Origin of the sequence: Nonomuraea sp. CA-141351, from assembly GCF_050944675.1 — a bacterium.
In the GTDB taxonomy this organism is placed as follows: domain Bacteria; phylum Actinomycetota; class Actinomycetes; order Streptosporangiales; family Streptosporangiaceae; genus Nonomuraea.
The window spans coordinates 5,416,308-5,437,855 of record NZ_CP191982.1 but is presented as its reverse complement, the minus strand read 5'-3'; the positions used below and the strand labels follow the sequence as shown (position 1 = coordinate 5,437,855).

Annotated in this window: 19 protein-coding genes and 1 pseudogene; 11 read left to right on the top strand and 9 right to left on the bottom strand. The window is 71.9% G+C overall.

Going from position 1 to position 21,548, the window contains the following annotated elements; translation table 11 throughout:
• Positions 1-145 precede the first annotated feature (145 nt).
• Positions 146-1,627, top strand: a complete 1,482-nt coding sequence (locus ACQPWU_RS25615; RefSeq protein WP_433444251.1) for a sugar ABC transporter ATP-binding protein — start codon at positions 146-148, stop codon at positions 1,625-1,627.
• A 75-nt stretch (positions 1,628-1,702) separates the two neighbouring features.
• Here the strand turns inward: ACQPWU_RS25615 and ACQPWU_RS25610 are convergent, their stop codons facing one another.
• The 6 genes from ACQPWU_RS25610 to ACQPWU_RS25585 all read right to left on the bottom strand — a co-directional run bounded on the left by ACQPWU_RS25610 (position 1,703) and on the right by ACQPWU_RS25585 (position 8,013).
• The gene (locus tag ACQPWU_RS25610; RefSeq protein WP_433444250.1) at positions 1,703-2,647 is read right to left on the bottom strand and encodes a coiled-coil domain-containing protein; all 945 of its coding nucleotides are present in this window, start codon (positions 2,645-2,647) and stop codon (positions 1,703-1,705) included.
• Between the two features lie 166 nt (positions 2,648-2,813).
• Positions 2,814-4,457 carry a protein kinase domain-containing protein gene (locus ACQPWU_RS25605; RefSeq protein WP_433444249.1) on the bottom strand — a complete coding sequence of 548 codons (1,644 nt, stop codon included), beginning with the start codon at positions 4,455-4,457 and terminating at the stop codon, positions 2,814-2,816.
• 190 nt (positions 4,458-4,647) lie between these two features.
• Positions 4,648-5,730: an FAD-dependent oxidoreductase gene (locus ACQPWU_RS25600; RefSeq protein ID WP_433444248.1), complete on the bottom strand. Its 1,083-nt coding sequence runs from the start codon at positions 5,728-5,730 to the stop codon at positions 4,648-4,650.
• Positions 5,731-5,804: 74 nt separating this feature from the next.
• On the bottom strand, positions 5,805-6,587 hold the full coding sequence (locus tag ACQPWU_RS25595) for a phosphotransferase (RefSeq protein ID WP_433444247.1): 783 nt from the start codon (positions 6,585-6,587) through the stop codon (positions 5,805-5,807).
• Between the two features lie 119 nt (positions 6,588-6,706).
• On the bottom strand, positions 6,707-7,243 hold the full coding sequence (locus ACQPWU_RS25590) for a hypothetical protein (protein WP_433444246.1): 537 nt from the start codon (positions 7,241-7,243) through the stop codon (positions 6,707-6,709).
• A 2-nt stretch (positions 7,244-7,245) separates the two neighbouring features.
• Positions 7,246-8,013 carry a hypothetical protein gene (locus ACQPWU_RS25585; RefSeq protein WP_433444245.1) on the bottom strand — a complete coding sequence of 256 codons (768 nt, stop codon included), beginning with the start codon at positions 8,011-8,013 and terminating at the stop codon, positions 7,246-7,248.
• 227 nt (positions 8,014-8,240) lie between these two features.
• Here ACQPWU_RS25585 and ACQPWU_RS25580 point away from each other — a divergent pair, with 227 nt between their 5' ends.
• Positions 8,241-8,576 (top strand): hypothetical protein, encoded by a 336-nt coding sequence (locus tag ACQPWU_RS25580; RefSeq protein ID WP_433444244.1) that lies wholly within the window; start codon positions 8,241-8,243, stop codon positions 8,574-8,576.
• A 29-nt stretch (positions 8,577-8,605) separates the two neighbouring features.
• On the opposite strand, the gene ACQPWU_RS25575 is transcribed toward ACQPWU_RS25580, so the two are convergent.
• On the bottom strand, positions 8,606-9,244 hold the full coding sequence (locus ACQPWU_RS25575) for an Lrp/AsnC family transcriptional regulator (protein WP_433445287.1): 639 nt from the start codon (positions 9,242-9,244) through the stop codon (positions 8,606-8,608).
• Between the two features lie 111 nt (positions 9,245-9,355).
• Here ACQPWU_RS25575 and ACQPWU_RS25570 point away from each other — a divergent pair, with 111 nt between their 5' ends.
• The 7 genes from ACQPWU_RS25570 (at position 9,356) to ACQPWU_RS25540 (ending at position 17,194) form a co-directional block, all read left to right on the top strand.
• A complete protein-coding gene (locus ACQPWU_RS25570) occupies positions 9,356-10,939 on the top strand; it encodes an ABC transporter substrate-binding protein (protein ID WP_433444243.1) in 1,584 nt (527 codons plus the stop codon).
• A gap of 13 nt (positions 10,940-10,952) precedes the next feature.
• Complete coding sequence (locus tag ACQPWU_RS25565; RefSeq protein WP_433444242.1) at positions 10,953-12,023, top strand: ABC transporter permease; 1,071 nt, start codon at positions 10,953-10,955, stop codon at positions 12,021-12,023.
• Entirely contained in the window at positions 12,020-12,868 is an 849-nt protein-coding gene (locus tag ACQPWU_RS25560) for an ABC transporter permease (protein WP_360703081.1), read from the top strand. Before ACQPWU_RS25565 ends, ACQPWU_RS25560 begins: the two co-directional genes overlap by 4 nt.
• Positions 12,865-13,641: an ABC transporter ATP-binding protein gene (locus tag ACQPWU_RS25555; RefSeq protein ID WP_433444241.1), complete on the top strand. Its 777-nt coding sequence runs from the start codon at positions 12,865-12,867 to the stop codon at positions 13,639-13,641. The genes ACQPWU_RS25560 and ACQPWU_RS25555 overlap by 4 nt, the downstream gene beginning before the upstream one ends.
• Complete coding sequence (locus tag ACQPWU_RS25550; protein WP_433444240.1) at positions 13,638-14,546, top strand: ABC transporter ATP-binding protein; 909 nt, start codon at positions 13,638-13,640, stop codon at positions 14,544-14,546. The genes ACQPWU_RS25555 and ACQPWU_RS25550 overlap by 4 nt, the downstream gene beginning before the upstream one ends.
• A complete protein-coding gene (locus ACQPWU_RS25545) occupies positions 14,543-15,547 on the top strand; it encodes a M24 family metallopeptidase (protein WP_433444239.1) in 1,005 nt (334 codons plus the stop codon). The genes ACQPWU_RS25550 and ACQPWU_RS25545 overlap by 4 nt, the downstream gene beginning before the upstream one ends.
• Positions 15,548-15,616: 69 nt before the next feature.
• Positions 15,617-17,194 carry a Na+/H+ antiporter gene (locus ACQPWU_RS25540; RefSeq protein WP_433444238.1) on the top strand — a complete coding sequence of 526 codons (1,578 nt, stop codon included), beginning with the start codon at positions 15,617-15,619 and terminating at the stop codon, positions 17,192-17,194.
• On the opposite strand, the gene ACQPWU_RS25535 is transcribed toward ACQPWU_RS25540, so the two are convergent.
• Entirely contained in the window at positions 17,191-18,252 is a 1,062-nt protein-coding gene (locus ACQPWU_RS25535; protein ID WP_433444237.1) for a hypothetical protein, read from the bottom strand. The genes ACQPWU_RS25540 and ACQPWU_RS25535 overlap by 4 nt on opposite strands.
• A gap of 107 nt (positions 18,253-18,359) precedes the next feature.
• On the opposite strand from ACQPWU_RS25535, the gene ACQPWU_RS25530 reads away from it, so the two are divergent.
• Together ACQPWU_RS25530 and menC are read left to right on the top strand one after the other, a co-directional pair.
• Positions 18,360-19,124, top strand: coding sequence for a GNAT family N-acetyltransferase (locus ACQPWU_RS25530; RefSeq protein WP_433444236.1), 765 nt, complete (start codon positions 18,360-18,362; stop codon positions 19,122-19,124).
• Positions 19,121-20,221 (top strand): o-succinylbenzoate synthase, encoded by a 1,101-nt coding sequence (gene menC / locus ACQPWU_RS25525; RefSeq protein WP_433444235.1) that lies wholly within the window; start codon positions 19,121-19,123, stop codon positions 20,219-20,221. Before ACQPWU_RS25530 ends, menC begins: the two co-directional genes overlap by 4 nt.
• Before the next feature lie 9 nt (positions 20,222-20,230).
• Here menC and ACQPWU_RS25520 read toward each other — a convergent pair.
• Positions 20,231-21,531 (bottom strand): annotated as a pseudogene (locus ACQPWU_RS25520) (serine hydrolase domain-containing protein).
• Positions 21,532-21,548 lie beyond the last annotated feature (17 nt).

Below are 21,548 nucleotides of genomic sequence, written 5' to 3'. Positions count from 1 at the left end.
TTGGAGGCGCAGGGGCGGATGACCGAGCGTTCAGGCGGCGAACGTTGCGCTCGTTTACCGCTCGGTTCTGATCGAATGTGACAAGCCCGTTACTATAATGTTTCCTTCCTCGACCACGATCGAGGCGGAGGCAACCGTGCTACAGGTGGCAGGCGTTCTCAAGACGTTCCAGGGTGTCACCGCCCTCGACCACGTCACCCTGTCCGTGCGCCCAGGCGAGGTGCACGCGCTGATCGGCGGCAACGGAGCGGGCAAGTCGACCCTGGTGAAGGTGCTCTCGGGTGTGTACCAGCCGGACGCGGGTGAGCTGCGCCTCCAGGGCGAGCCGGTCAGGTTCGCCAGCCCTGCCGACGCCAAACGGGCCGGAATCGCCACGATCCACCAGGAGACGAACCTCGTACCGACCATGAGCCTCGCCCGCAACCTCTTCCTGGGCAGGGAGCCGAGGGGACGGTTCGGGCTGATCGACTCCGCGGCCGTGCACGCCGATGCCGAACGGGTGCTGACCGCGTACGGGCTGAAGGTGGACGTGCGGCGCCCGCTCGGGTCCCTGGGCGAGGGCGCGCGCCAGCTCGTCGCGCTGGCCAGGGCCGCCTCCGCCGACGCCCGCGTGGTCATCATGGACGAGCCCACGTCGGCGCTGGAGCACGCCGAGCTGAAGACGCTGTTCGCGGCCGTGCGGCGGCTGCGCGAGGAGGGCCGCTCGGTCGTGTACGTCACGCACCGGCTCGAGGAGCTGTACGGGATCTGCGACCGGGTCACGGTGCTGCGCGAGGGGCGGGTCGTGCACACGGGACCGATGGCCGGGCTCGACCGTTTACGACTGGTCTCGCTCATGCTCGGGCGGCCGTTCCACCCGGTGGAGCCCACGCCGCAGACCGGCGAGCCGTCGGAGCCCGCCGACCTGCCCGTGCTGGAGGCCAAGGGCCTGACCCGCCACCACGTACTGGACGGAGTGTCGCTCGCGATGCGGGCGGGCGAGGTGATCGGCCTGGGCGGGCTGCTCGGCGCTGGGCGCAGCGAGACGGCCAGGGCCATCGCGGGCGTGCTGCCGGTGGACGCGGGCCAGGTGACGGTTGCGGGGGCGCGTTCCCGCAAATGGTCCATCAGGGACGCCATCCGCGCCGGCGTCGGCCTGGTGCCGGAGAACCGGAAAACCGAGGGCATCGTGCCCACGCTGTCGGTGCGCGACAACATCGCGCTGGCGGCCCTGCCCCGGTTGTCGCGGGCGGGGATCGTGTCGGATGCGCAAGTGGACAGCATCGTGGCGACGTTCATGAAGCGGCTCGGGATCAAGGCCGTCTCGCCCCGGCAGCCGGCCGGGGAGCTGTCCGGCGGAAATCAGCAGAAGGTCCTGCTGGCGCGGTGGCTGGCCATGCACCCGAAGGTGCTGCTGCTGGACGAGCCGACTCGGGGGGTGGACGTGGCGACCAAAGTGGAGATGCAGGCGCTGCTGGACGAGTTGGCGGTGGACGGGCTGGCGATCCTGCTGATCTCGTCGGACGTGAGCGAGCTGGTGGACAACTGCGACAGCGTGGTCGTGCTGCGCGACGGGGCGATCACGGAGCAGCTGACCGGCCCGGAGGTCACGGAGGACCGCCTGCTGGCGGCCCTGGCGAAGGACTGACCCCCGCAACACAGAGCCGACGCCACGACGCCCAGCAGCACCGACGTGCGCCCGGCGCGCTATGAACCCGAGCCGCTAATAGACCGAGATGTGCGGATGGTCGTAGTGGTTGGCGGTCGTACCACCCCGGTTGGACATCGTGCGCCAGGTGCCCGTCCTGACGTGCCAGATCCGCTGCCGGTAGATGATGTACATGATCCCGAGCCGCTTGGCGTTCTTGATGGCCCAGGCGGCGATCTGGTTGCCGCGCTCGACCTCCCCCGCCGACGGCATCGCGCCGCCCCGGCTCAGCATGAAGTCGCAGGCGCGCCCGAGCGGATGCTCGCCGCCATCCTGGATCGCCCGGTAACACCCGATCCCGAACGGAACGTCGAACCGTTCCTGGACGAGCTGCTTGACCAGCCGCATCCTGGGCGTGATGTTCTCGGACCCGCCGGGCAGCTGCGGCACCCACGTGCCGTCCGGCCGCCGCACCCCCGGCGCCGAATACAGCTGATCGATCTTGTCCTTGATCCGCTCGATCTGCTTCTCGGCCTTCTTCTTACGTTGCTCCAGGTCGTCGACCGTCCGGGTGAGCTCCTTGGCGCGGGCGTCGGCCTCGTCCTTGGCCTGCTGGTGGGCGTTCCTGACCTGGGCGTAGCCGCGTAGCCGCGCGTCCTGGAGCGTGACGAGGTGCTGGTTGAGCGCCATGCGGCCGAGGAACGACGTCGGGTCCTGGTTGCCGACGAGGAGGCCGATCTGGCCGGGTTCGCCGCCGATGTACTGGCTGACGGCCATGGCTCTGAGCTCGGCGGACTCGCGCTCGTAGACGGCCTGGGCGGTGGCCAGCTTCTCGCGTGCCGCTTTTTCGGATTTGTCAGCTTTTTGCTGGGCGATCCTGCTGTTGTAGTACTCGGTGATGAGTTTGTCTGACTCCTTCTGGAGCGCGGAGAGCTCGTTCTTGAGCTGCTTCACCGTGGGCTTGGGCTCGGCCTGTGCCGGAGCCCCCGCCATCAGGAGCGCCGCGCCGAGCGTCGCCACAGAGAGCGTACGGACTGGACCGCGTAGCCGATCGGCACGGGACGCAACCGCCACACTTCTCCTTACCCCGAGCCGCAGGGCAGGTTCCGGTCAGCATTTATTCAGGCCGGGGGACGCCCTCTATCCGACAGCTGATAGTAGAGGATCATGCCGCCCGGCACGCAACTTACGACTTTTCGGTATCGCGCCGCCGCCGTACCCTTCGCACCACCATCTGCCGTCCGGCCAGCACCGAACCGGGTACGACCACCAGCCCCAGAAGGCTCGATCCCAGGCCGAGGCCGACGTCGGCGTCCAGCAGCCCGTCGCCCTCGCCGCTGAGGATCGGCACGTTGACCGAAACCTTGACGGAGACGGAGATGAGCGGCTCCCTGTTCCTGGGAGGAGGCGGCGTGCCGGGATCAGGCGCCCTCGTCGTCGGCGGCCGGGTGACCGGTGGGCGGGTGGTCGGCGGTTCGGTGTCCGGCGGCCTGGTCGTCGGTGGCCGGGTGGCCGGCGGCTCGCTGGTGGGCGGCCGGGTGCTCGGCCGGCTGGAGCGCGTCGGCTGCCGGGTCGTCGGACGGTTGGCCGGCTCACGGGTGGGCGCGGGGGGCTCGGTGCGGGGCCCCCTCCCAGTCGGTCGGATCACGGGTGGAACGGTCGGGATCGCACTCGGCTCACCGGCGTACGTGACGGTCGGCGTACCCGTGATGGACTCGCTCGGGGTGGGCTCCGCGGACGTGGGCGGAGCAGAGCTGGGCGCGGCCGACGTGGGCGAGGCCGGCACCTGGGAGGGCGTGGCGGGCGGCAGCGCGACGCCCGGCCCCGGCTCCGGGGAGTCGGCCCAGATCACGAACGCCGACGTCACCGCGGCCGCGGTCGCCAGCACCAGCCCGCCCGTCACCGCGAACTTGCCCGCCGGCCCCAGCGTCGTCTTGAACACGCTGGTGGTGCTCTCCGCGGCAACCGTTTGCGCCCTCGGCAGCAGCGCGGCCAGCGGCACGGCCAGGACGCCGAGCCCGGCCCGTCCGCGCTGATCCCATTCCTCCCCGTACGCGGCGAGGGCGACGTCCTCCAGCTCGATCAGGAACGCCTCCGCCGACTCGGGACGCCCCGCCGGGTCCTTGGCCAGACCGTGTTCCACCAGCGGGCGCAGCGGCTCGTCGATGTCCTCCAGCGGGGGTGACACGTGCTGGTGCTGGTAGGCGAGCGCGGCCACGTTCTCGGCCTGGAAGGCCCGATGGCCGGTCAGGCACTCGTAGAACACCAGCGTGGCGGCGTACACGTCGGTCGCGGGGCTGGCCGGAGCGTCCTCCCACTGCTCGGGAGCCATGTAGGAGGGGGTGCCGACGAGGGAGGCCGTCTCCCCGAAGTGCGCGGCCACGCCGAAGTCGACCAGCTTGCTCTCGCCGTCCTGCGTGATGATGACGTTCTCGGGTTTGAAGTCGCGGTGGACGACCCCGCGCCGATGCGCCTCGGCCAGCCCGAGCAGCGCCCCCTTCAGGACCACGAGCGCCGCCTCCGCGCCCGTCGCGCCCTCGTGCTCCAGCAGCCGCCGCAGCGTGACGCCGTCGACCAGCTCCATCACGATGACGGCGTCGTCGTCGCCCTCGACGTACTCCAGCAGGCGGGCGGTATGAGGGCTGTCGATCTCGCGGATGACGTCCGCCTCCGCCCGGAACCTCCCCACGAAGTCCTCGTCAGCGCGCAGCGGCTCGGACAGGTGCTTGATGGCGACGGACTGCCCGTCGGAGTCCCGTAAGGCGAGCATCACCCGCCCTGTCCCGCCGTGTCCGAGTTCCCGGATCTCGGTGTAGCCGGGAACTTCCATATTGGGACCTCCTGACGGGATAAAGATCCTTATGTCAGGACGCTAACCTGGTGTCACACCCCGTGTCGACCCTCTGCACGCGAGTGATCGCCCTGAGGCCGCAATCGGTATTTTTACTACTTCCTATAGTAGGTTTCGCTGATCTTCTGTGATGCCGGTACGACCGCGGCTCTCCCGAACGGGCTTGTGGTCAGGCGGCGGGCCGGGCCGGGTGCGTGGTCAGGTATCCGCGGACGTTGCCCGCGGCCGTGCGCCCGGCGCGGTTGGCGCCGATGGTGCTGGCGGACGGGCCGTAGCCGACCAGCTGCAGCCCCGGTTCCTTCACGACCTGGGTGCCGTCCACCTTGATCCCGCCGCCCGGTTCCCGGAGGTGCAGGGGCGCGAGGTGGTCCAGGGCGGAGCGGAAGCCGGTGGCCCAGATGATCGTGTCCGCGGCCAGGAACCGGTCTGCCGCCGAGGGTTCGTCCGCGGGCCAGGTGACCCCGTGCTCGGTGATGCGGTGGAACATGGGCAGGCGCTGCAGGACGCCCTTCGCCAGGGCCTCGCGTACGACCGTGCTGTAGCCCAGGCCCGTGACGCTCACCACGCTCTGCGGCGGGAGACCGGCGCGGACCCGCTCCTCGACCAGGGCGACGGCCTCGCGCCGGGCGTTCTCGCCGAAGTCGTCGTCCCGGAAGACGGGCGGGCGCCGGGTGACCCAGGCGGTGCCGGCGGCGATCCCGGCGATCTCGGACAGTACGTGCATCGCCGACGCTCCCCCGCCCACCACGATCACGTGCCGCCCCCTGAACTCCGCGGGCCCGCGGTAGCTCGCGTAATGGAGCTGGCGCCCCTCGAAGCCGGCCGCGCCCGGGTAGTAGGGCCAGTGCGGACGGGTCCAGGTGCCCGTCGCGTTGACCACGGCACGGGCCGACCACTCCCCCGCGTCCGTCGCGAGCACCAGGCGACCGTCCCGGCCACGCCGCACCGAGGTGACCTTCACCGGCCGCACGACGTCCAGCCCGAGTCCCTCCTCGTAGGCCGCGTAGTACGCGGGGACCACCTCGGCGGCGGGGCGGCGGCCGTCCACGCCCGGGTGACGCGGCACGCCGGGCAGGTCGAAGATCCCGTGTACCTTGTCCATGGTGAGCGAGGGTGACCGGTGGCGCCACGCCCCTCCCGCCCCGTCGCCCGCGTCCAGCACGACCGGCTCGAACCCGAACCTGCGCAGGAAGTACGCGCTGGACAGCCCCGCCTGTCCGGCGCCGATCACCACTACCTCGGTCTTCTCCACGATCACGTGAAACCGCCGGGGGGACCGAGGTCTTCCCACCGGCCGCCAGAGCCCACGTTGCCGCCATCCGCGGGTCAGGCCGTGAGGGCGGAGCGGAACGTGGCCTCGTGGCGGGCCAAGTGCGCCATGTCGGTGCGGTAGAAGTGATCGTCGCCCCGGGCGATGTGGCTCGCGAAGGCCTCGTTGCCCGCGGCGGCCTGGTCGTACATGAGGCGTATCAGATGGTCCAGCCGGGCCCGCGCGGTGGACACCAGCGCGCGCCGGTCCGTGTCCCCGAGCCCGTACGCGTCGGCGAACACCCGCAGCCGCCGCGCCTGCTCCTCCACCGGCCACGAGCCCACCCCCTCATGCCGGGAGTCGCTGAGCGACACGAAGCGGTAGGCGGCGTAGGACACGTCCCAGACCCGCGGCCCCGGGTGGGCCGTGTCGAAGTCGATGAACGCGACCGGCAGCCCCTCGCGGAAGACGCAGTTGTACGTGGCGGCGTCCCCGTGGCAGATCACCTCCGCCGGCGCCACCGGAGGGAGGTACCACGAAAAGTCCCCATGAATCGGGAAGCCCACGGTGGCGTCGTGGTACCCCCGCAGCAGCGCACCGACAGCCACCAGTGCTTCGTCCGTCAGCGCCCACTCCGGCAGCGGATAGCTGGGAACGTCGCCGGGCACGAAGTCCAGGATCTCCCGCCCCTCGGCGTCGATCCCGTGGCAGCGGGGCGCGCCGTCGAACCCGCGCGCCTCCAGGTGACCGAGCAGCGCGTGAACGGCCGGCGTCCAGGCCCCCGCGGGCCGCCGTACGGTGTCTCCGACCCTGACCACGTGGTTGACGCCGCCGCCGGTCAGCACCTCTTCGTCGGCCACAGCCGCCTCTCCCCCGATCACCGCACACAACCGCCGAGCCCGAAGGAAGATCGACGAGCCCGGCGGACAGTGTGCCATGCGGCGCCGGAACGCGGCACGCGAATAAGCCCTCCCCCTGGTCAGCGGCGGGCGCGGAACGCCACGGCCGTCGTCGAGGTGATCGCCGACACCAGCACGGCCATCACCAGCACGGTGGTCATCGGGCTCTTACGACGGGCCGGCGCGGCCGGGGCCCGCTGGAAGTGCGCCCGGGGAGTCGCCTTCGGCGTGGGGGTGGGCACGAGCACGGGCGCCATCCAGGGCACGGGCCGTCGCACCGGACGCGGCACCTTGCGCGGGCACTCCCCCACCTGGACGCGGCTGGTGCACACCCCGTCCCGGTAGACCGTCACGTGGGGCAGCGTGACCGCGGGCGCCGCCCGCCGTTTCCCGGGCGGCATCGAGATCGACACCCCGGGGGCCGGCGACCGCCAGGTCCGCACCCGGGGCACGGACACCGTGGGCCCGACGGTGACGCCCTTGGGGGGCGCGGGCGGGCGTACGGACACCTGCGGCACCGGGCGGGGCCACGGCTCCCTGTCGGCCGCGGCGGGACCCGCGACGGCCAGAGCGGCCAGGGCCGCGGCCAGCAGCAGCGGCGCGCGCCTGACGCCCACGCTCACATCCCTCCGCTGATGCGCGCGAACTCCTGCAGCGCCCCCTGGAACGCCTGCGGCCCGACGGCCAGCGGCCCGGCGAAGGCGTGGGAGATGTCCCATGTCAGGTACGTGCCGAAGCCCAGCAGCGCCGCCGTCGCCAGCAGCGGCAGCATCGCCAGCCCCCTCGGCCTGGCCCCCGCCAGGAACGGGAAGACGATGACCAGGGCGCCGGTGAGGATGGTCAGGATCAGCAGCCCCTCGGGGGGCGTGGCGGCGGCGTCGGCGGTGCGCTGGGCCCGCGCGGTGGACAGGGCTCTGAGCTGCTCCAGCACGGCGGTCTTGGCCTCCTCCTGCTGGTCGCCGCTCACCGTCAGGTCGATGACCCGGCCGCGCAGCTCGTCCATCCTGGCGGCGCCGACCGGGTCCATCCGGCCCTCGGCCATGAGCGGCCACTCGTCCCTGACGACGAACGTGACGTAGTCGCGCAGCGCCCTGCGCACGTCCACCGGCGCGGTGCCCGGCAGAGAGGCGGCCGCCCAGTACGCGTCGACCGCCGCCTGGCTCTCGGCGTGGGTGTTGAGGCGGGCGGCGTCTGCCGTGGTCCACGGCACGATGATCGCGATGGCGAACACCAGCAGGAACATGGCCGACAGCATGGCCCCCGCGTGCGCGGCGGACGGCCCGTTGGGATCGCGGTCCTCTCCGGCCCTCTTGACCTTCCTGAACACCAGCGCGGTGAGCGCCACGGCGCTCACCGCCGCCAAGATCGAGAGCAGGTACGCCACCATGAAGAATCTCCCGAACCTCTATCGGATACGCAACGTCACATTACTATCACACAGCGCAATGATGTCGTCAGGCGCGGAAAGGTAAAGTCCCGGGCAAGCACTCCTGCTCCTGTACGACGTGCCGCCCTGCCCCCCGGCTGGACGGATTGCCGATCATTGACCGCTGTCTCTCACTATCTGTCCAGCCGGATGCTGATATTTCGGAAATGTGGGCCACCATGGCGGGCGTGAATCTCAACGGCCGCAAATTCGTGATGGTGAGCTCGACGGCGAGCGCAGTAGACCAGGACAGCCCTACGGAGTTCCGCTACCAGGAGTCCGACGGAGTGGTGTGGGGAAGTTACTCCGGCGACACCGTGACCCACGGGCATTTCGTGGGCACGCGGGACGGCGAACTGGTGGCCATCTCGTACGTGCACGCGCTGAAGGCAGGCGGGACGGCGGCCGGCCAGAGCAGCAGCCGCATCGAGGCGGGGAACGACGGGCTGCTGCGGCTGGTGGAGGAGTTCAGCTTCGACGGGGACGACACGGTCCACGTGAGCGTGTGCCGGGAAGTCGGCTGATCGCCGCACTCACGGAAAGGGCGACATCGCTAGTCGTCCTTGCGTAGGGCGGCGCGCCCCTCGGCGGCGCCGACGAAGCGCATCTTGCCGAGCGGCACGCCGCCCTGGCTCCCCTCCTGGACGGACCGTCGCGGCGAGCGGGCCTGGTCGCGGTCGCTGGGCAGCACGTACGGCCGCCTGAGCACCTCGTCCAGGATGAACACCGTCTCCGTCGCCTTGACCGCCGGGATGTTGGCCAGGCGGTCGGTCACCATGGTGTGCACGGCGGCCACGTCCGGCACGCGTACCTGGATCATGGCGTCGTGCTGCCCTGTGGTGATCGCGCAGTACTCGACCTCGGGCATCCGGGCCAGCTCCGCCCTGAACTGCTTCCACATCTGCTGTCGCACGGTCACGAAGATCAGCGCGGTGATGCCGAGCCCGGTCCGCACGTGGTCGATCTCGGCGGTGAAGCGCTTGATCGCGCCGTCCGCGCGCAGCGCCTCGAAGCGGGTGTAGGCGTTCGCCCGGGAGATCCCGACCCGCTCGGCCAGCGCGGCGACCGAGATCCTGCCGTTCTCGCGCAGGACCTCGAGGATCTTCATGTGGACCTCGTCCAGCTCGAGACCGATGCCGATCCGTCCAGGCTGACCGCCACCGCCAGCACCATTTCTGGAAATTTCACTCATCATTACCTCATCGACCTTTATATACGTCTCGCTGACCGCGCGGGACCTGGACGTTCTGCCGGACAATCCTCGACATCTTCCTGCCGAACGTCCAATCTTGGAGGACCAACCATGGCGACCCGCTCGCAGACGGCGGCTGTGCTGCTCGCCGGTGCACTCGCCCTCGCCGCCTGCGGAAGCGGCGGCAGCTCCCAGTCCCCCGCCGCCTCCGGCGGTGGCGGCGGCAAGACCCTCGTCATCGACACGTCCTTCGACCTCAAGACGGCCGACCCCGGCCGCACGTACGAGCCGACGGGTCTCATCGTCGGCAAGGCGGTCTACGAGACGCTGCTGACGTTCGACGGCGCGGACGTGACCAAGCCGGTGCCCGCGCTGGCGGAGTCGTACGAGCTGAGCAAGGACGGCAAGACGCTGACGCTCAAGCTCAAGAAGGGCGCCACGTTCGCGGACGGGTCGCCGATCACGGCGGACGACGTGGTGTTCTCGCTCACGCGTGTGCGTGACATGAAGGGCACGCCGTCGTTCCTGCTGGACGGCGTCGAGGTGGCCAAGACCGACGACTCGACGATCACTCTGACGTCGAAGGCGGCCAACCCGGCGCTGCCGTACATCCTGCCCAACCCGGCGCTCGGCATCATCAACAGCAAGGTCGCCAAGGAGCACGGCGCCACCACCGACGCCCAGGACAAGGCCGAGCAGTACCTGAACTCGGCCTCTGCCGGCTCGGGGCCGTACGAGATCGAGTCGTTCAACGTGAGCAGCCAGGTGACGCTCAAGGCGAACCCGAAGTACTACGGCACCAAGCCCGCCTACGACAAGGTCGTCATCCGCAACGTCGAGGCCGCCACGCAGAAGCTGAACGTGCAGCGCGGCGACAGCCAGGTCGCGCTGAACCTGTCGGGCGACCAGGTCACCGGCATGCCCGCGACCCTGCAGGTCAAGAAGACCGCCTCGGCGAACGTCATCTTCCTGCTGGCCAACCAGGACTCCGGGGTCAGCAAGACCACGCCGAACGCCAAGTTCGTGGAGGCGGTCCGCAAGGGCGTGGACTACGCGGGGCTGCTGGAGCTGGCCGGCGAGGGCTCGGCCCAGGCGCCGGGCGTCATCCCGTCGCAGCTGCTCGGCGCGCTGCCCGCCGCCGCGGCGGCCAAGCGGGACGTCGAGGGCGCCAAGGCCGCGCTGGCCGCCAGCGGCCTGACGAACCCGACCGTCAAGCTGGAGTACCCGAGCGAGCTGACCGTGAACGGCCTGTCGTTCCAGCCGCTGGCCGAGCGCATCCAGGCCAACCTCAAGGAGGTCGGCATCACGGTGGACCTGCAGCCCGCGCCGGTCACCACGGCCCTGGACAACTACCGCAACGGCAAGGAGGAGCTGGGCCTGTGGTACTGGGGCCCGGACTACCCCGACCCGAGCGACTACCTGGCGTTCCTGCCCGGCAAGACGGTGGGCCTGCGGGCCGGCTGGAAGGCGGGCGCGGCCAAGGACATCGAGACCGCCGGTGACAAGGCCGCCGTGACGATCGGCGACGACGCCCGCAAGGCCGCCTACGAGGACGTGCAGAACAAGCTCAACGCCGCGGGCCCGTTCATCCCGCTGATCCAGCCGAGCCAGAACATCGTGACGGCCGCCTCCGTGACCGGGCTCGAGTACCACCCGGTGTGGACGGTGGACGTCGCCGACCTCGGCGTGAAGTAAGGGAGCCTCGCAGGTGTCCGACATCCCGGGCGCAACCCGCCGGGGCCGGGCGGCGCGGGGCCATCCGCTCGTCCGCTTCCTGATCCGGCGCATCCTGCTCGCCGTGCTCATGGCGTGGGGTATCACGCTCGTCACGTTCGTCCTGACGAACCTCGTCCCCGGCGACCCCGTGGCCGCCAACCTCGGCCAGCGGGCGCTCGGCGATCCGGCGATCGTGGCGCAGTGGCGGGCCGAGCACGGGCTCGACAAGCCGCTCTGGCAGCAGTACGTGCTCCACCTCCAGGGGCTGACCCACGGTGACCTGGGCATCAGCCAGCAGAGCCACCGCCCGGTCAGCCAGGACCTGGCCGAGTTCGTCCCGGCCACGCTGGAGCTGGCCGGGGCGGCGATCCTCGTGTCGCTGCTGCTGGGCGTGGCCTTCGGCGTGGTGGCCGCGCTGCGCAGGGACCGGGCGTCCGACCACGTGCTGCGCCTGCTGAGCCTCATCGGCATCTCCGTGCCGACGTTCTGGCTGGCGCTGGTGGCGTTCTACGTGTTCTTCTACCGCCTGCAGCTCACCCCGGGCAGCGGCCGGGTGGACGCGGCGCTCGGCGGCGCGGCCCCTGCCGTGACCGGGCTGCAGACGGTGGACGCGCTCCTGGCGGGCCGGTGGGACGTCTTCGCCTCCGCCGTCGGCCACCTCGTCACGCCCGCCCTGGTCCTGGCGCTCTACACGATCGGGCTGCTCACGCGCTTCACGCGCTCGGCGGTGCTGGAGGTGCTGGGGCAGGACTACGTCCGTGCCGCCAGGGCCAAAGGGCTGCCCGGCCGGGTGGTCCTGTTCAGGTACGTGCTGCGCTCGGCCCTGGTGCCCGTCATCACCGTGGCGGGCCTGGCGTTCGGCAGCCTGCTGTCCGGCACCGTGCTGGTCGAGGCGATCTTCGCCTGGCCCGGCGTCGGCCAGTACGCGTACAAGAGCGCCACCACCCTCGACCTGCCCGCCGTCATGGGCGTCGGCCTGGTCGTCGGCATCGTCTACCTGGTCATCAACCTGATCGTGGACGTCCTGTACGGCGTCATCGATCCCCGAGTGAGGCTTCAATGATCTTGAAGCGGCTGCCCGAGGCCTGGCGGCAACCCCTGGCCGTGGCCGGCGGCGTGCTGGCGGTGGCCTGGCTGGTCATCGCGCTGGCCGCGCCCGTGCTGGCGCCGCACGACCCCCTGGCCCAGGACCTGCCGCGGCTGGCGGCGCCGGGTCCCGGTCACTGGTTCGGCACCGACCAGCTCGGCCGCGACATCCTCAGCCGCGTCATGTACGGGGCGCGGGTGTCGATCCCGCTGACGTTGCTGCTGGTCGTGCTGTCGGTGCTGATCGGCGGGCTGCTCGGCGCGTGCGCCGGCTACTTCGGCAGGTGGGTCGACGAGACGATCATGCGGGTGGCGGACCTGGTGTTCGCGTTCCCGACCGTGATCCTGGCCATGGTGGTGGCCGCGGCGCTGGGCGCCAGCCTCACCAACGCCGTGCTGGCCGTGCTGGTGGTGGCCTGGCCCGCGTACGCGCGGGTCACGCGCGGGCTGGTGCTGGGGGTTCGGGAGCGGGAGTTCGTGCTGAGCGGCCGGCTGCTGGGCTTCTCGGTGTGGCGGTCGCTGCGGGTGGACGTGCTGCCGAACGTGACCGGCCCCATCCTCGTCCTGGCCACCCTGGACATCGGCACCGCCCTGCTCCTGCTGTCGGGGCTGTCGTTCCTCGGCCTCGGGGCCAAGCCGCCGTCTCCCGAGTGGGGGGCGATGGTGGCCTCGGGGGTGGAGGTGTTCGACAGCTGGTGGGTGGCGACGTTCCCGGGGCTGGCGATCCTGACCGTGGTGCTGGCGTTCAACTTCCTGGGCGACACGCTGCGGGACGCGCTCGACCCCCGTACGGCCCGCGCGATCAAGGAGCGTGCCCTATGACGACGCTGAGCATCACCGGGCTGAAGGTGACGATCGGCGGCAAGGAGATCCTGCGCGGCGTCGATCTCACGCTCGAGCCGGGCCGCGTGCACGGGCTGGCCGGGGAGAGCGGCTCGGGCAAGACCATGACGGGCCTGGCCGTGCTGGGCCTGCTGCCGCACGGCGCCCGGGTGTCGGGCGCGATCCGGCTCGGCGGGCGCGACCTGCTCGCGCTGCCGCCCAAGGAGCTGAACCGGGTGCGCGGCGGCGAGGTCGCCATGGTCTTCCAGGACCCCGCGACGAGCCTGCACCCGATGCTGACGATCGGCAAGCAGCTCACCGAGCACATGCGGCACCACCTGGGGCTGGGCAAGGGCGAGGCGCGGGCCCGGGCGGTCGAGCTGCTGGGCAAGGTGCGGATCCCGGGGGCCGAGGAGGCGTTCGGACGTTATCCGCACCAGTTCTCCGGCGGGATGCGGCAGCGCATCGCCATCGCCATCGCGCTGGCCTGCTCCCCCAAGGTGCTGATCGCCGACGAGCCGACTACCGCGCTGGACGTGACCGTGCAGGCGGGCGTGCTGCGGCTGCTGCGCGGGCTCTGCGACGAACTGGGGCTGGCCGTGCTGCTGGTCACGCACGATCTCGGGGTGATGTCGGCGGTGGCTGACGAGGTGAGCGTGATGAAGGACGGGCTGGTCGTGGAGTCGAGCCCGCGTGAGCGGGTGCTGCGGGAGCCCGAGCACGCCTACACCCGCTCCCTGCTGGACTCACTGCCTGACGCGGAGGCACGATGACCCTGCTGTCCATCGACGACCTGGTCGTCGAGCACCGCTCCCCCGGCCGTCCCGCCGTGCGGGCCGTGGCGGGGGCCAGCCTGGCGGTCAACCCCGGCGAGGTCGTCGGCCTGGTCGGCGAGTCCGGGTGCGGCAAGTCGACCCTCGCCCGCGCCGTCTGCGGCCTGAACCCGATCACCGCCGGCTCGATAGCGTTCGACGGGGAGCCGGTCACGCCGCTCGGCCTGCGGCGCAGGAAGCTGACCGGGATCCAGATGGTGTTCCAGGATCCGTACGCGTCGCTCAACCCCCGGCGGCGGGTCGGCGACCAGATCGCCGACGGGCTGCGCACCTCGAACGACACCGCCACGTCCCCCGCCGACCTGCTGGAACGCGTCGGCCTGCCGCGGGACTTCGCCGGACGGCATCCGCACGAGTTCTCCGGCGGGCAGCGGCAGCGCATCGCCATCGCCCGGGCCCTGGCCGCGCGGCCGCGGCTGCTGATCGGGGACGAGCCCATCTCGGCGCTGGACGCCTCCGCGCAGTCGCAGGTGGCCAGGCTGATGCGGGACCTGGCCGTGGATTCGGGCGCGGGGCTGCTGTTCATCAGCCACGACCTGTCCGTGGTGCGGCTGATCGCCGACCGGATCGCCGTCATGTATCTCGGCAAGATCGTCGAGGTGGGCGACACGGCCGAGGTGTGGGCCGATCCCAGGCACCCGTACACGAAGGCCCTGCTGCAGGCCATCCCCAAGCCGGACGGGATGGGCGTGCTGCCCGCGGAGCTGCCCGGCGACGTGCCTGATCCGGCGAATCCACCGGGAGGGTGCAGGTTCAACCCGCGGTGCCCGTTCGTGATGGATGTGTGCCGCGAGAAGGAGCCGGAGTTCGGGCCGGTCGCCTGCTGGCTGCACGAGCCGAAGTGACGCCCGCGCCGCACGACACACCCGCGCCGCAGACGGCTACGGCGCGGGTGGCGGCGGTGCGGGCGGCCATGGAGGAGGCCGGGGTGGACGCGCTGGTGTTGCGCTCCTCGCCGGACTCCCGGTTCCTGGGGGGCGGCGAGGGCGCGTTTCTCGTGGTGACGCGGCATGTCGTGGCCGAGACCGCCGATCCGGCCGGGGTGCTGCCCGACGGGGCGCGGCGGGTCGGGGTGGATCCGGAGATGCCGGTGCGCGAGCTGTTCGGGCTGGCGATCGAGGCCGAGCTCGTGCCCGCGTCCTCCGTGCTGTGGCCGTTGCGGCTGCGCAAGGAGCCGTACGAGATCGAGGCCGTCCGGGGTGCGGTGGCGGCCGCCGAAGGGGTGCTGGGGCAGGCGCGGGAGCTGGCCTGGTTCGGGGCGACCGAGCGGGCGATGGCGCACCGGCTGCGGGTGCTGCTGGCCGAGTCGGGGTGCGAGCAACTGCTGTCGCTGCGGGTGGCGGCGGGCGAGCACTCGGCGCGGCCCGCGCACGTGCCCGGGGAGCGCGTGATCAACCCCGGGGACGCGCTGGCGGTGTCGGTGTGCGGCCGGTGGGGCGGCTACTGCGCCGAGGTGGCCAGGGTGTTCGTGGTGGCGGAGCCGCCGGAGGACTTCGAGGCCATGTACTCGGTGGTGCTGGCCGCCCACCGGGCCGGGCTCGCCGCCATGCGGTCCGGCGGTCCGGTCGGTGAGGTCGCCAGGGCCGTCGGCGAGGTGATCGACGGGAGCGGGTACGGGCGCTTCGCGGCGGCGCACGTGGGCCGGGGCGTCGGGCTGGGGCACGACGAGGGGCCCTGGCCCGGCGAGGACGCCGTCTTCGCGCCGGGGATGACGTTCTGCCTGGAACCGGCCATCTACGTGCCGGACCTGTTCGGGGCGCGGGTGGCGGACGTGGCGGTCTGCACGGACGAAGGGCCGCTCCCGCTCGGCACGTACCCGCACACGCTGCACGTGCTGGAGCGGTAGCGGGCGGGTGGTCGAGCACGGAGTGTGAGCGCTCGATTACGCTGGTTGCGGCGATCACCGGGGGGCGTCGTGGACCAGTTCGTGCTGCTCATGCTCGTGCTGCTGGGCGCGCTCGTCACGGTCCCGGTCGGCGAGCGGCTGGGGCTGCCGTCGCCCGTGCTGATGACGCTGCTCGGCATCGTGCTGGCCGTGCTCCCGTTCGTGCCCAACGTGGACATCCCGCCCGGCATCGTCCTGCCCCTCCTGCTCCCGCCGCTGCTCTACGCGGCCGTGCGGCGCACGTCGTGGCGGCAGTTCGCGGCCAACTGGCAGCCGATCTTCCTGCTGGCCGTGGCGCTGGTGTTCGTGACGACGGCGGCCGTGGCGGCGACGGCGCACGTGCTCGTGCCGGGGCTGCCGCTGGCGGCGGCCGTCGCCTTGGGCGCACTGGTGGCGCCGCCCGACCCGGTCGCGGCCACGGCGGTGGCGGGGCGGCTCGGGCTGCCCAGGCGCATGGTGTCGGTGCTCGAAGGCGAGGGGCTGTTCAACGACGTCACCGCGATCGTGCTGTACCACGTCGCCATCGCGGCCGTCGTCACCGGCTCCTTCTCGTGGCCTGGCGCGCTCGCGGAGTTCGTGCTGTCGGCGGTGGTGGCCGTGCTGGTCGGGCTGGCGCTCGGGTGGCTCGGCGGGAGGCTGATGGCGCTGCTGGGCGACGCCATGCTGCAGGTGGGCCTGTCGCTGCTGGTGCCGTTCGCGAGCTACGCGCTGGCCGACGCGCTGCGCGGATCGGGGGTGCTGGCCGTGCTGACCACCGCGTTCTATCTGAGTGATCGCATGGCGGACGCGGACGACGTGTTCGGCAGGCTCGCGGGGGCGACGTTCTGGCAGGTGGTCGACACGCTCGTGACGGGGGTCGCGTTCGGGCTGATCGGGCTGGAACTGCACGCCGTGTTCGGCACCGTCCACGGGCGGCTGGTGCCCCTGCTCGGCTGGAGCGCCGCCGTGGTAGGAGTCGTGCTCCTCGTACGGCTCCTCTGGTTGCTCCCGGCGGCCTGGCTGGCGCGTCGGGCCGCGCGCGAGGACACCGAGATCCCGCTGAGCTGGCGCGAGACGATGGTCATGTGGTGGGCGGGCATGCGCGGCGTGGCGACGGTGGCGCTCGCACTGGCCATCCCCCTGCGCCTGGACAACGGGGCGCCGTGCCCCGAGCGGGCGGTGATCGTGTTCATCGCGTTCGCCGTCGTCCTGGCCACGCTCGTCGTCCAGGGCCTGACGCTGCCCTGGATCGTGACGCGGCTCGGGGTCAAGGCGGACCTGGCGGCCGAGCGGGAGCTGGAGAAGGCGCTGGCCGTCCGGGCGGGCAATGCGGCCAGGCGGCGGCTGCGGGAGATCTACGAGGCCGAGGACCTCCCCGACGACGTGGTGGAGGTGCTGAGCGGGCGCATAGTGGACCTCGGGCTGAGGATCAGCCCGGAGGTGGCCGACGAGGAGCGGCGGGAGGCGTTCGAGCAGCGGGCCAAGCGGGTCAGGCTGGTACGGCGGGTGCAGCGCGAGATGTTGTCGGCCGCCAGACAGGCGATCCTGGACGCCCGGCGAGACCCGAACGCCGATCCGGTGGTGGTCTCACGGGTGCTGCGCGAGCTGGACACCCGCAGCCTGCGCTAGACGGACTCGGCCAGCCTGCGGGCCTCGTCCGCCCAGCCCATCAGGAACATCAGCGCCTTGCCCCGCTCCCTGTGGCGCCGGGCCGCGTCCACGGGCCTGGCGCCGCCGTAGCCGAGCTGCGCGCTCCCCGCTCCGGCGAGCATCAGGGGCGTCAGGAAGTCGTACTTGACCGCCGAGGCGCACACCGCCAGCCGTACCAGCCGCTCGTCTCCGCGCCAACCCGACTCGCGCAGCCCCCTCAGGTAAGCGCCGTAGACGGCGGCGTCCAGGCCGGGCAGCAGGTCGGCGGGCAGGAACAGGTCGAACACGCTGTCCGGGATGTGGTTGCCGACGTCCTCGCCCAGCGCGCCGTCGCCAGCGAACGCCCAGTCCACCAGCACGCTCTCCCCGTCCCGGTCGATCACGTTGCTCGGCCACACGTCGAGGTGGCACAGCGCCCTCGGCAGCGACTCCAGCACGGTCAGGAACTCCTCCCGGTCGCGGTGCAGCCGCACCAGCTCGCCGCGCAGCCCGGGCGGGAAGTTCTCGCTGATGAGGGGGTGCCGCCAGGCCGCGTCGTCCTCCAGCAGCTCGTACGGAACCGGCTTCGACCCCACGTAGTCGCGCAGGAACGACCGGCTGAGCCACGGCCGCTCCACCTCGCCCGCCGCCCCCTGGGCCAGGCCGAGCTGGTGGCCGAAGAGCGCGTGGCGCTCGACGTCCCAGGCGGTGCCCGGCCGTCCCGCCACGTCCTCGGTCCACAGCGCCAGGTCGCCGTCGTCCCGCTCGACCAGTTCCAGCAGCTTCGGCGCGGTCACCCCGGAGGCCGCCCACAGCCCCGGCAGGCCGTCGGCGTAGACGTCGGCCTCCCTGCGCCAGTAGTTCCAGTGGCGGGGGTCGTCGGAGTGCCCCCAGCCCTCGCTGCCCTCCTTCCGCCGGGTCAGCACCTTGAGCACGGCCGACCTCGAACCCCTGCGCACCCGCCAGATGCCGCCCGTGACCGCGTTCTTGGGGTTGTGCGTGAGCGGCTCGACGACCGCGTCAACGCCTCCGAGCACACGCGCGATCTCATCTTCCACTCGCGCAACCTTAAACCTGTGACACGACCCCTCGGCCTCCCGGATGCCGCGGGCACCGCGCCATCGCATACTGTCGCGAGTGAGCGTCCGGCAGGAGGAGGGGTAGGTTGGCCGAGGTCAGGGAGCTGCATGAGATCGCGGAGTTCGAGCGGGTCAGCGCGCTGTTCGACGACATCTGGCACTTCGGGCCCGCCAGCCCGCCCGTCACGATCGAGCTGATGCGGGCGATCTCCCACGCGGGCGGCTACGTGGCGGGCGCCTTCGACGGTGACCGGCTGGTCGGCGGCTCGGTCGGGTTCCTCGCGGCGGGCAGCGCGCTGCACTCCCATGTCACCGGCACGGCGGCGGGGCGCGGCATCGGGCTGGAGCTCAAGCTGCACCAGCGCCGCTGGGCGCTGGAGCGCGGCCTGGAGCGGATCACGTGGACCTACGACCCGCTGGTGCGCCGCAACGCCCACTTCAACCTGGCCAAGCTGGGCGCCCGCCCGACCGAGTATCTGCCCTGCTTCTACGGGGTCATGGAAGACGCGATCAACCACGGCGACGAGTCCGACCGCCTGCTCGCCGTCTGGTCGCTCTCGGACCCGCACGTGGAGGCGCTGGCGCGGCGGGAGCCGTACCCGATGCCGGTGCCGGACGGCGCGGTGGTCGCGCTCGCCGACGAGGACGGGGGGCCGGTGCCGGGCCCGGCGGACGCGGACGCGGTGCTGGTGGCCGTGCCCGCGGACGTCGAAGGGTTGCGGGGCGCGGACCCGGGAACGGCCAAGGCGTGGCGGCACGCCGTACGCGACGTGCTGGGCGGCCTGATGGCCGAGGGCCGCGCGGTCACGGGGTTCCACGGGAAGAACTACTACGTTGTGGAGAGAGTGTGAAGATCACTGGAGTAGAGCTGCGGCGGATCGCGATGCCGCTGGTGGCGCCGTTCCGCACGTCGTTCGGCACCGAGACGGCCCGTGACGTCCTGCTGGTCAGGGTGGTGACGCCGGACGCCGAGGGGTGGGGCGAGTGCGTGGCGATGGGCGAGCCGCTCTACTCCGCTGAATACACCGACGGCGCGGCCGAGGTGATCCGGCGTTTCCTGCTGCCCGCGCTGCCGAAGACTCTCGACGTGCACGACGTCGGCCGCGCGCTCGAGCCGATCAAGGGCCACCGCATGGCCAAGGCGGCGCTGGAGACGGCCGTGCTGGACGCGCAGCTCAGGGCGGCGGGCGAGTCGTTCGGCCGGTTCCTCGGCGCGGCCCGCACCCGCGTGCCGTGCGGGGTGTCGGTCGGCATCATGGACTCGGTCCCGCAGCTGCTGGACGCCGTGGCGGGCTACCTGGACGAGGGGTACGTCCGCATCAAGCTCAAGATCGAGCCCGGCTGGGACGTCGAGCCGGTCCGCGCCGTGCGGGAGGGGTTCGGCGACGACGTGCTCCTCCAGGTCGACGCGAACGCCGCCTACTCCCTGACCGACGCCCGGCGCCTGGCCCGGCTCGACGCGTTCGACCTGCTGCTGATCGAGCAGCCGCTCGCCAACGACGACCTCGTGCAGCACGCCAAGCTGGCCAAGCAGCTCAAGACGCCGATCTGCCTGGATGAGTCCATCGAGTCGGCCGAGCACGCCGCCGCCGCCATCGCGCTCGGCTCGTGCTCGATCGTCAACATCAAGCCCGGCCGGATCGGCGGCTACCTCGAGGCCAGGCGCATCCACGACCTGTGCCGGGCCAACGGGGTCGCGGTGTGGTGCGGCGGCATGCTGGAGACCGGCCTCGGCCGCGCCGCGAACGTGGCACTGGCCGCCCTGCCCGGCTTCACCCTGCCCGGCGACACCTCGGGGTCGCGACGCTACTACGCGACCGACATCACCGAGCCGTTCGAGCTGGCCGACGGCCACCTGGAGGTGCCCACGGGGCCGGGCCTCGGCGTGGAGCCGATCCCCGGCGTGCTCGACGAGGTGACCACCAGCACGGAGTGGATCACCCTCTGAGCCAGCGCGTCAACTGGTTCTGGGGGTCGCGCGGGCGCCCACGTGCACGTACGGGGAGCCGTCGGGCAGTTCGTAGAACACCACGGGCGTCCAGTCGGCGCCGCCGGGCGACTCCCAGACGAACGTGACGTCGTCGAGCGGCACGAGCCGGTTCTCGTCCGGTTCGTCCTGCAGGGCGGCCAGCCCTCCCGTGGCCTCGTGCCGCAGCCGGGGCTCTCCGTCGCGGGTCGACACCGTCAGCCGGGCCCCTGCCCGTTCGTAGACCCCGGCGAACCGCCCGGCGTCCACCTCCACCGGCGTCTCGGGCGGGCCGAGCGGTGGCGGCACGGTCAGGCCGTCGAGTTCGGCGAAGAGCTCGGCGCCCAGGGCACGGGTGAAGGAGCCGGCGTGTCCGCCGTTCGCCGTCGCGCAGACGATGGTGCCGGTGCCGGGGACTGCCCAGAGGATGGCGTGCTGGCCGATGGTGTTGCCGGCGTGGGAGATGACGCGGTGGCCGTCCCACTCGTCGACGATCCAGCCGACGCCCCACTGCCTGCCCAGGGTGTACGGGTTCGGGACGTCGACCTGCGGCTCCCACATCGCCCGCGCGTCGGCGAGCAGCCCGCCCTCCAGGTGGGCGCGGGCGAAGGCCACCACGTCGGCGGGCCGGGAGCAGATCAGCCCCGCCGGGCCCATCGCGCGCATGAGACCCCACTGCGGCGCGGGCTCGCCGTCCTTGTGGCCCATCGCGGCCCGGAAGCGCAGCACGTCCTCGGGCAGGGTCCAGGTGTGGGTGAGGCCGAGCGGCTCGACGATCTCCTCCCTGAGCACGTCGTCCCACCGCTTGCCGGCCAGCCGCTCCACCACCCTGCCCGCGATGACGAAGCCCGAGTTGCAGTACGACTGGGTGGCACCGAGCGGGTGGTCCTGGGCCAGGTCGGCGCAGGCGGCCACGTACCTCTCCACGCAGTCGTCGCCGCGCCCGTGTCGAGGAACAGGTCCCCGTCGATGCCGCTGGTGTGGGAGAGCAGGTGCCTGATCGTGACGGTCCCGGTGACCTCGGGATCGGCCACCCTGAACTCCGGCAGCACCTCCGCCACCGGGGTGTCCAGCGTGAGCCTGCCCCGCTCGATCTGGAGCATGAGCAGGGTGGCGGTGTACAGCTTGGTGACCGAGCCGATCTGGTAGAGCGCGTCCGGGGTCGCCTCCACGCCGGTCGCGGTGTTGAGCGTGCCCGCCGCGTGCTCGTGCAGCTCGCCCTGATGCAGGTACGCCAGCGCGGCGCCCGGCACCTCGTACTCGGCGATCAGTTCGGGAAGCCGCTGATCCATTGCTCCGGCCACGTTGA

What these genes read in the sequence shown, in the direction of transcription:
- ACQPWU_RS25605 (WP_433444249.1), bottom strand. Translation starts at nt 4,457, where the DNA reads ATGGAAGTTCCCGGCTACACCGAGATCCGGGAACTCGGACACGGCGGG.
- ACQPWU_RS25585 (WP_433444245.1), bottom strand. Translation starts at nt 8,013, where the DNA reads ATGGTGGCGTACCTGCTCTCGATCTTGGCGGCGGTGAGCGCCGTGGCG.
- ACQPWU_RS25575 (WP_433445287.1), bottom strand. Translation starts at nt 9,244, where the DNA reads ATGAGTGAAATTTCCAGAAATGGTGCTGGCGGTGGCGGTCAGCCTGGA.
- ACQPWU_RS25570 (WP_433444243.1), top strand. Translation starts at nt 9,356, where the DNA reads ATGGCGACCCGCTCGCAGACGGCGGCTGTGCTGCTCGCCGGTGCACTC.
- ACQPWU_RS25560 (WP_360703081.1), top strand. Translation starts at nt 12,020, where the DNA reads ATGATCTTGAAGCGGCTGCCCGAGGCCTGGCGGCAACCCCTGGCCGTG.
- ACQPWU_RS25555 (WP_433444241.1), top strand. Translation starts at nt 12,865, where the DNA reads ATGACGACGCTGAGCATCACCGGGCTGAAGGTGACGATCGGCGGCAAG.
- ACQPWU_RS25550 (WP_433444240.1), top strand. Translation starts at nt 13,638, where the DNA reads ATGACCCTGCTGTCCATCGACGACCTGGTCGTCGAGCACCGCTCCCCC.